The sequence below is a fragment of the Paenibacillus ginsengarvi genome, from assembly GCF_003626695.1.
Lineage (GTDB): Bacteria > Bacillota > Bacilli > Paenibacillales > NBRC-103111 > Paenibacillus_AB > Paenibacillus_AB ginsengarvi.
This window is the reverse complement of the sequence record NZ_RBAH01000042.1, coordinates 36,860-46,698: the sequence shown is the minus strand read 5'-3', so window position 1 is coordinate 46,698 and position 9,839 is coordinate 36,860. Positions and strand designations below refer to the sequence as shown.

At 51.1% G+C, this 9,839-nt stretch carries 5 protein-coding genes and 1 rRNA gene; all 6 read right to left on the bottom strand.

Features of this window, described 5'->3' with window-relative positions:
• Window positions 1-124 (bottom strand): 16S ribosomal RNA (locus D7M11_RS33930); the annotation flags it as partial.
• Window positions 125-787: 663 nt separating this feature from the next.
• On the bottom strand, window positions 788-2,725 hold the full coding sequence (abc-f, locus tag D7M11_RS33925; RefSeq protein ID WP_120751710.1) for a ribosomal protection-like ABC-F family protein: 1,938 nt from the start codon (window positions 2,723-2,725) through the stop codon (window positions 788-790).
• Window positions 2,726-3,201: 476 nt separating this feature from the next.
• A complete protein-coding gene (locus D7M11_RS33920; RefSeq protein WP_120751709.1) occupies window positions 3,202-3,972 on the bottom strand; it encodes a prolipoprotein diacylglyceryl transferase in 771 nt (256 codons plus the stop codon).
• Window positions 3,973-4,072: 100 nt separating this feature from the next.
• On the bottom strand, window positions 4,073-4,870 hold the full coding sequence (locus D7M11_RS33915) for a M56 family metallopeptidase (RefSeq protein ID WP_120751708.1): 798 nt from the start codon (window positions 4,868-4,870) through the stop codon (window positions 4,073-4,075).
• On the bottom strand, window positions 4,867-5,298 hold the full coding sequence (locus tag D7M11_RS33910) for a BlaI/MecI/CopY family transcriptional regulator (protein ID WP_120751707.1): 432 nt from the start codon (window positions 5,296-5,298) through the stop codon (window positions 4,867-4,869). Before D7M11_RS33910 ends, D7M11_RS33915 begins: the two co-directional genes overlap by 4 nt.
• Window positions 5,299-5,788: 490 nt before the next feature.
• Complete coding sequence (locus D7M11_RS37635) at window positions 5,789-9,697, bottom strand: adenosylcobalamin-dependent ribonucleoside-diphosphate reductase (protein WP_240041429.1); 3,909 nt, start codon at window positions 9,695-9,697, stop codon at window positions 5,789-5,791.
• Window positions 9,698-9,839 lie beyond the last annotated feature (142 nt).

Sequence of the window (9,839 nt, the reverse complement as noted above, 5' to 3'; positions counted from 1 at the left end):
TTACGGGCAGGTTGCCTACGTGTTACTCACCCGTCCGCCGCTAACCCCGAAAGGTTCGCTCGACTTGCATGTATTAGGCACGCCGCCAGCGTTCGTCCTGAGCCAGGATCAAACTCTCCAAAAAGGTAAACCTTATTAGATAAGCTGATAGCTCATTACTTAACTAGCTTGTTGTGGTCTCTTGCGAGACCTTCACTTGCACGCTCGTTGTTCAGTTTTCAAGGAGCAAATCTAATTCATTTGCCCGTCCATTTTGTGGCCGGAACAATAATATATCACGTTACTGCCTTCATGACAACAGGTATATTTTACCATCAGGGATCATTGGATGCAAATCCGCCACCGCCATTATAGATAAGCTTCAGATTTGGAAATCGACCCTGGCGCCGTTGATCACATACGCCCTTCCGGGTCCGGGAGAAGTTCGGCAGGAAGAAATCGACCGTATCCGTCGTCCCATGCGTACATCCCGTCCGCCATCGGCACGATCATGATGACCTGTTGAGCGTTTGATTCAAAGACTTAATTTAGAAGTGGCATCGAGAGCCGAGCCATTGCCATTAGTCGGCTCCCTTTATTTTTGCACCCCCTAGTAATTAATAGGATAACAATAACTTAGAATCGTTTCGAACAAAAACACTGATGAAGAAACTTCATAAGTGTTTTTAGCGACTTATTTCCATACTTTTATGGGAGCCTACTTCTCTCGTCTATGCCCCTTTGCAAAATAAAAGCAACGGTGCGAGAATCCCCCCAAACCACCGTCAAGGACTATCACCGTAAGCTTTTATAGATTGGTTTCGGCCAACTGCTCGTATAGCAGTTCCCGCTCCGCCTCGAGCATCGCCTTTTCGTTGTGTAACGCCACAAGCCTACTCGCATCCTCTTCAGCCATCATAGCGTCATCCAGAAGCGCCAGCTTCCTTTCCAATATCGCGATGTCAGATTCGAGTTTCGCTTCAAGTCGCTCGCACCTCACGTCCCCCGCTTTTTCACGTGGTAGTGAGCGTTCCCGCTTGTCGCCGGCGCTGCTTACCGGCAGAATCGCCGACCCGCTGGCGCTAAGCTCATCCCGCTTCCGTCTCGCTTCGGAATACATTCCTTCATAACGGGTTAGCTTCCCTGCTTCAAGCCAATACGTCACTGGAAACAACTTGTTTAACAAATACCGGTCGTGTGACACACAGATAACCGTGCCGGAGAAAGATACCAGCGCCTCCTCCAACTTTTCGCGGGCATCGATATCGAGATGGTTTGTCGGTTCGTCGAGCACGAGCACGTTCAGCTCCTGGTGCATCAGTTGCGCTAATCGGAGCCGCATTCGTTCGCCACCGCTCAAGCTGCCCACGCTGCGGAAGACGGACGCGCCGTAGAACAGAAAGTTCGCCAATAGCTTACGCGCTTCGCCCTCCTCCACCATAACGACGTGGCGAAATGCATCCAACACCGTCTTCCTTTCGTCTGGAAACAAGTCGTGCTGGGCCAAATAGCCGATTTTCACGTTACTTCCGAGCTTTACTGTTCCATCGTCAGGCTTTAGTCCTTCAGCGATCATGCGCAGTAGTGTCGACTTCCCACTTCCGTTTCCGCCGACGATCGCCGCGAAGTCACTGTGACGGATATGAATTCCGATTCCGTCATACAACATTCGAACAGGGCCTGCCGTCGACAAGTCAGTCGCGCCGGCATCTTCCTCCACACGGTACGACATTCGAACGCCCTCCATAACGACTACGTCATTGCCGCTCCGCTCGCCAACCTCGAATGCAAGCCCCATCCTCCTGCGCTCCATCACGGGACGGTCAATTTTCTCCATCCGATCGATTGCCTTTTGCATCGCCGCCGCCCGCTTGAACATCGCCGGATTGTCGGCTTGGGCCGCCCACATTCGAAGCCGCTTGATTGCTTCTTTCATCTTTCCGATCTTCTTTTGCTGTTCCTGATATGCGGAGAACTCCGCAAGAAGCCGTCGCTCTTTCTCCTCGACGAACCAGGTGTAGTTTCCATGATAGACATCGGCCGTCCCCCCCTCCAAGTCGTAAATTTTGTTAACAACGCGGTCGAGGAAATATCGGTCATGCGAAACAATTAGCACGCTTCCCCGGTACGTCTGCATGTACGACTCTAGCCATTCGATGGCGCCCAGGTCGAGATGGTTTGTTGGTTCATCCAGCAGCAACAGGTCGGGCTCCTGGAGTAAAATGCGCCCCAGGCACACTTTCGTCCGCTCGCCGCCACTCAAGCTGGAGAATGGTAATGCAAGCAACTGCGCGATGCCTAAGCCGTTCGCGACTCGCAACAAATTCGCATCGGTCTCGTAGCCACCCTTGTCAGAGAAGGCGTCCTGCAGGGCTCCGTACTCGTCGAGAGCCTTTCCCGCCGCCGCCGGATCCGATGACGCCATGAGTGATTCCAGTTCCTCCATCCGATCGCGCATCCGGTACAATTCAGCGAATGCCTCACGAAGTACGACCTCCGCCGTAACCCCTTGCCCGAAGTCTGGAATTTGAGCGAGTAGTGCAGTCCGGCTTCCTTTCTTCCAGTGTATATGACCGACATCCGGCTTCTCCGAACCGGCTAGTAGTTTCAGCAAAGTTGTCTTACCACAGCCGTTCGGGCCGACTAGCCCGATTCGGTCTCGATCGCTGACTTCGAATGACATATTGTGAATTACGGGCGTTCCGCCCCACATTTTGCTTATTTTATCCACTGCACAGAGCAACATATCGATCATCCTCGCATACGGTTATTTGGGTGTAACGCAAAAAAGCCGCAGGCAAAAGTCAACCTTTTGCCCGCAGCTTCCCAATCAAAGGGCCGATCGAATGCAATGAACAGGCATTCGATCTAAGGGGTCAAAATGTTGCAGTCGCCTAAAATGGACAGACCTCTCCCGTTTGCGGAAAAGCGGAATACGATCGTAGCTTGGTGCACCCAGTATTGGGACCACTTGCTACGTGCGGCGACTTGCAACATTTTTGACACCTCCCTTACCGATACGATTTAGAAACGATATGACTAATATACCACAAAAAATGGCATGTCGGCAAACGGTATAGTTCTGGCCCGGATACTAGTAACGATCGAGTCCGCCGTGTTTCCTCGGCTTTGCCAAACTATTTAATCACTACTCAGCTTCGGCATCACCCATCATGGTCGATCGTTTGTGGCTTAAGCCGTACCTAAAGCACCATAGTCTGCCTATAGTTCGAAAATAGCAGGTTTTTTTCTTATGTTTTTCAAAAATGCAAGACTGGTTACTAAAACCACCCCAATAGCGATCCACTGCGAGGTAGCAAGACCACCAAACTGCCCGCGGATAAGGTCTCCTCTGAAAAACTCGATGCCAAATCGTCCTAAACTGTACATAACAAGATACAAACCTGCAATTCCCCCAGGATGCGGCCGATATTTTTTAGCCACATAGATCAGTGCAAAAAAAAGGGAGAAATTAAGCAGGCTCTCCATGATTTGCGTTGGGACAAGTTTCACATCATTCGGGGCGAACTCCGAGTGGTGAAAGGTAATGCCAAACCAACTTTGCGTTTCTTCTCCGTAGCAACACCCTGCAAGCAGACAGCCGATCCTGCCGAATCCCTGGGCCAATGCTATAGAGGGGATAAACAGATCCAGGTGTTGGAAAAAGTTTATTTTTTTCTTCCGGCAGTAAGCATAACCAGCCAAAATCCCCCCTATTATGCCTCCGTAAATCACGAACCCTTCGGAAACGTTTAAAACAATGCCCGGGTCATTTACGATTTTGTTGATTTGAGTGATCCAATACAAAAGCTTGGCTCCCGCAAATCCTCCCAATAGGCTAAGGAAGGTTAATGAGGATATATGGGATTGCTCGATTTGTTCCGTTGCCGCACGATATAGGACCATCTTATAAGCGACAAGAATTCCGAGTGCAATCATCATTCCATAGCCGTAAATGGTCACAGGCCCGATTGAAACTAATTCATTATGCACAAGTTCATCCTCCACGCTATTTTTTTCTAAATCATGGCTTAAAGGACTAAGCTCTCAGGCAATTAAACTACAATATGTAGTATGATTATCTAAAAAGGGATTATGAATCCCCACCCACGATTAACAACAGTAAAATGGAACAGGTTCTTAAAAATGGTTTCAACAGAGCAAGCGGAACCTTCACAACTTGTTCTGGCTCAAGAACCTGCATCATGCGATATTGCAAAGTTGTATTCGCAAAATAAACGGCAGTCTTACATCGATGGTGATTTTCGCGTTTTGCCAATTTTAACAAGATATTGCCTAAATAGAATTCCGTGCCCATCTGCTCCATTGCATATCGATCCGCAAGCAGTTCTTTCCATGTCTCATAATAGCTAACGATCGGTTTAACGATCGGCAAATAGCCAAAAGCATCAACCAGCAAACTCGAGAGGAACAATTTGCGTCCGTCGTGATTGAGGCAATGATATCGTTCATGCAGCAAAATCGCTTTTACTTCCATTTTGCTAAACCTATCTAAAACCATTGTGGAGACAACGATCTTTGGTCGAATTAGACCAATCGTAAGCGCTACAAAGGAGTCGTCTTGTACAACGATGATTTCTGTTCCCCAATTTCGGTATATGTAGTTCAAGTGCTTGGTGAGTTTGTCGTGTTTGCGGCTCCGAAAATGTTTTATCCATTTTTGCGATAAATACATCTGTCGGATAATCCGCCATATCATCATGCCAAGCATGTAGCCAAATAAAACGAGGATAGCACAATTGAAAATGGGACCTAGGAACGTTCCGCTACGGACTTGGCAGGCAAGAATCACCCCCATTTGTGCAATTGTAGTTGCTATAATAACTATCATTAGCGCATAAGAGCCTCTTAGCTTTGTTATTGGGCTCATTGCTTTTTCCTGCTCTTCAGATCATTTAGCTTGCACTCCAGTCTCGCAATGACTTCAGGATCGACTTCATCAAGTGCATCGATCATGTGGTTTACAACCAGGCTTCCGTATTCTTGAATGAGTCCCTGCGACACTTGCTTCGTTTGTTCGGACAGAAACTGCTCTCTGGATAGAATCGGGCTAAACTTGGCTGCTCGCGCTCGGCCGGTTCCTTTCATGACTTTTGTCAAATGTCCCTTGTCTAGCAGACGATTCATGATGGTCATCACCGTATTGATCGAAATTGGACTTTCCTGATTCAGGATCGACTGAACTTCCTTGATGCTTAAACCCTCAGAATTCCAAAGAAGATCCATTATGCGGGATTCCAGAGGCCCAAAAAATCGGTTCAAGCCTTCGCCGCCCATATTCATTTTTTTGATTTGCATTCTTGTCTCACCACCATACTACATATCGTAGTATAGTGGTATGCAAATGTCAACCTTACGCCGCTGACACTTCGTTTCGGGCCGTATGGCGGAGTATTTGCACCGATTCTTTTCTACAAATTCTCGAGTTCCTTCATTTCTCTTCCTATAAAATCAACGAACAGCCCAACAACATCGATTCTCTATTCCCCATAAACTCAAGTGAATGACCAATTGCAACACCTCGAAAACTGACAGCCCGAGCAATATGAGTTTCCTAGGCTCTGTCCACGACTACGACAAAATGGGAAGAGGAACTATTTTTCGTAGCCTCCTCTTGCGCTTCCTTCAATGCTGTATTGATATAAGTGCTACAAGCCCGGCGTATTTTGTCAAAGCACTGCTAATGATCGAATAATATTGAAGCCTTTACCATCAAGCCTTCAGGTCTGCGACATTTCTAGTTACAACTTACATTACAAAAAAAAGCCCGGGCATCCCCGGGCTTTCCTTACGAGCACCTGCTATAGCCGCAGTTGGTACAGTTTTTGCAGCCCTCGCTGTTCACAAGCGAAGCGGAGCCGCACGACGGACACAAATCGGTCGAGATGCTGCCGGGCGAGTAGGCCGGCGGCTTCGCGCTCACGGTTTCGGCTGCCGCTGCCGTTACTTCTTGCGTCGCCGTAATATATGGCTCGGATTCGTCGCCGATGTGCATCTCCAGCGCCTTGGCGACGGCGTCAGCGATCGATTCTACGCGGTTCGCGCCGAAGCCGATTGCGCCGGAGCCGCCGATCCCCTTCAGATGCTTGACGAGCAGCTGCACTTTGTCCCCGTGGTCGCCGTAGCGGAGGAACAAGGAGCAGACGCGGCCGAGCGCCTCGGACATCGCGAATACGTCGGAGCCGGCTTTGCCGACGTTCAGGAAGATTTCGCTCGGCGTGCCGTTCATGTCGTTGATAGTAATGTACGCCATGCCAAACGGCGTATTGAATTTATACGTCGCGCCGCGCAGCGTTTGCGGGCGTTTTTTGTACTGCTTGTCGAACACTTGCTTCGTTTGCATGTCGATGCCTGTGGCGAGCGTATCCGACAGCTGCGCCAGCGAGACCGACTCCTGAGCCGGGGCCGCACCGGATGCCGGCTGCTCTGCCGCCGCTTGCACGGGCTCCGCTTTCGTTTCTTCTTTTTTCTCTTCCTTCTTCTCGGTCGACAGCACCTGTACGTCGCGGCTGCCGTCGCGATAGATCGTTACGCCTTTGCAGCCGAGGTCGAACGCCAGCTCGTACAGCCGCTTCGTCTCTTCGACGGTGAAGTCGGACGGACAGTTCGCCGTCTTGGAGATCGAGCTGTCGACCCACGTCTGGATCGCCGCTTGCACGCGAATATGGTCCTCCGCCGACAAGCTCATCGCCGTAACGAAGTAGTCCGGCAGCTCCTCGTTCGGGTGCGTATCCTTGTACGCTTGGGCGATCGGCACGTACTGCTTGTCGAAGCCGAGACGGCTTTGGCGGAAATATTCGAAGGCGAAGTACGGCTCGATGCCGGTCGAAGTGCCGACCATCGTGCCCGTACTGCCCGTAGGAGCTTGCGTAATGACGGTGACGTTGCGCATACCTTTTTGGCGGATGGTCTCGCCTACTTCCGGGAACGTCTTCGTCATGTTTTTCATGAAGCCGCTCTGGAGAAACTTGTCGGCGTCGAATTGGGTAAACGAGCCTTTCTCGGCCGCAATCTCGGATGAGGACAAGTATGCTTCCTTCGCCATAAAGCCGTACAGGCGATCCAGGAACAGCAGCGATTCGGCGCTACCGTAGCGGATTTTCAGCTTGATCATCAGCTCGGCTAGTCCCATCGTGCCGAGGCCTACGCGGCGCTCGCTCTTCTGGTTGCTTTCGTTTTCCTCGAAGTGATACGGCGTCCGGTCGATGACGTTATCCAGGAAGCGGACGGAGTAACGAACCGTTTTGCCGAGATCGTCCCAAGCGACGTCCATCTTCTCTTCGTCGTAAAACTTCGACAGGTTGATCGCGGACAGGTTGCAGACGCCCCATGCCGGCAAGCCTTGTTCTCCGCATGGATTTGTACAAATGATCGGATTGAAATACCAGCTGTTGGACATCTGGTTGTAATATTCCATAAACACGACGCCCGGCTCGGCGGAACGCCATGCGGATTCGATAATCGTATGCCACACCTCGCGCGCCTTGACGGTACGGTACGGCTTCACGGCTTTGCCGAGTGACTTCCATTTCGCCAGATCGCCGTCCCAGATGTCGTTATATTCCGGATCGGTCGTGTCCGGGAAGACGAGCTCCCAGTCGAGATCCTCCTTGACGGCTTTCATGAACGCATTGCTGACGCATACGGACAAGTTGGCGTTCGTAATCTGTCCCATCGTCGATTTAACCGTGATAAAGTCGACAAGGTCCGGATGCCAGTCGTTGATCATGAGCATTAAAGCCCCGCGCCGGCTGTTTGACGTGTAAAACCCGTTGCCGCAAAGCATGTGTACGTCTTCCACTTCAAAATCGAATACGGGGCTTACCCCGACCGATTCGATGGATACAATACGGTCAGGCACAGTATGCAGTAACTGTTCTACTCGTTCCGCCAGTGCGACTTGACCGTCCGCTTGCAGTCGATCTTTGACACGGGATAGCGCCCGATAAGAAATGCGTGGTTTTGTCGAATCCCAAACCCCTTGATAGTAGCGCCCCGGAATTTCCATCGGTTTCCAAGCCTCTCGCGGGTAGCTATTGCCATGATTTCGGAAGCCGGATGTTTGTTTATCTTTATTAGACAAATCGAGAAAGCGGCTCATTCGCTCCTTGAATTCAGCGCCTGTCACACAAAGACGATGGATGGTCCGCCAGCCTTGTTCACTTCGATCCGTCGAATGGATGTGAGACATGATGCCATTTGCCGCAAGCAGTTGTTGGATGTCGCGCAGCATTCCGATACTGACACTGTCGAACCCGTAGCCTCCTTTCGATCCGCGATCGCAACCATCGGCATCGAAATATCCCGCAACAAATGCTCCCATGACGGAAGAAGGAGAACGGAAGATCACATCGGGAACTCGAATCTCTTCACTTCGAGACTTCAGCATCCCGTTTTGCTCAAGCCAGTCGATCAGAATGCGGGAATAAACAGCAACATTGTGACAAGCGCCATCACCTACTTCGACGGTCGGTTCAAGCGCGAACAATTCCCGGACCAATCCAACCAAACGTTCACGGATATCCGGATACTCGTCTGCTGTCGCAAACTTGATCGCTTTCGGCGCTTCCCAGCTCACTTTGCGTCCCCAATGCACATACCCATCCCCGTAAGAATAGCCGAGCAGGTAAGCAAGACGCTCGTCCAGCAGCTCGGGTAATTGCACGGATTCATTCAACTTCGTACTCATCCCGGAACGTTTGTACGGATCTGTTCGCAATTGAACATAAGGGACTTCATACAGACCGTCTGCCAGCAAAATCAAGGTTTCGGAGTCCACATCCAAGTCCCGCAGAGGTACTGTAGCGACAACACCATTGTGAAGCACGCCCATTTTATGGTCTTTGGTCACTTCAACCGTAAAACCGCGTTTCGTAGTTACGCGGAATAAAGGCTTGACACCATTGCGAAACGCGCAAGTAATACGCCGCGGTCCTTTTTCCGTCAAGGCCAAAAGTACCTCTCCTGAGGAAATTCGGTCTGCCAGCTCCGCGGCTGGAATCAGCCCCCGATTTGTGGCGATTCGCTCCTTCGGCCCGAAGCAGCCACCTTGCTCGATCAGTCCGGTCGTGTAACTGAACAGCCCGCCCCAGGAAACGGCGCCGCTCGAAGAGCCGTTCACGCCTTTGACAACGGAGCGGCGCGGACGCAGCGAAGACAGGTTGATTCCGACGCCGCCGCCGCGCGACATGATCTCCGTCATTTCCGACAATGTCGCCATGATGCCTCCGCGGCTGTCGTGAGGCGATGGGATGACGTAGCAGTTGAACAGCGTCAGCTCGTCGCTGGCCCCTGCTCCCGCCGCAATCCGGCCGCCCGGAACGAGCCGCCAGTCGTTTAGAAGGTAGCGGAACTTCTCCTTCCACTCCTGCTGCTTCTCGGGCGAAGTCTCAACCGAAGCCATTGCCGTCGCCAGACGGTCCCATAGCTGCTCCGGGGTTTTCTCCTTCGTCAAAGTCAATTTATCTATAGTCGATTCGAACAACTCGCCGCTGCGAAGCCGGATCGTCACTTGTTTGCCGTTTCGGGAAATCACTTCCCCGACTTCCTTGCTTGGGAATTTCGGATCGTCCTTCGTCAGTACAAGGACCATGTCGCCTACTGCCGTATGCTCCGTATCCGCATCTTTCAACGCGTACCGATCGAGAAATATTTTTTCGCTGAGTCCTTCCAGCTTGTTCACTTGAACCGTCTCCAATGTTAGCCCTCCCGGATCTAATATTCAGGCGCAAAAGCGATTAGAGCGTCTGCCTCATGCTGATTCTTGAGTCCACGAACCTGCGTTCACGGATTCAGGATTTTATGTAAAGCTTCCATATTTTGCAGCAAAAATCCACAAC

Bases quoted from the DNA above. Each gene is read 5' to 3' on its own strand.
- D7M11_RS33915 (WP_120751708.1), bottom strand. From the start codon at position 4,870: ATGAGCCCAATAACAAAGCTAAGAGGCTCTTATGCGCTAATGATAGTT.
- abc-f (WP_120751710.1), bottom strand. From the start codon at position 2,725: ATGTTGCTCTGTGCAGTGGATAAAATAAGCAAAATGTGGGGCGGAACG.
- D7M11_RS33910 (WP_120751707.1), bottom strand. From the start codon at position 5,298: ATGCAAATCAAAAAAATGAATATGGGCGGCGAAGGCTTGAACCGATTT.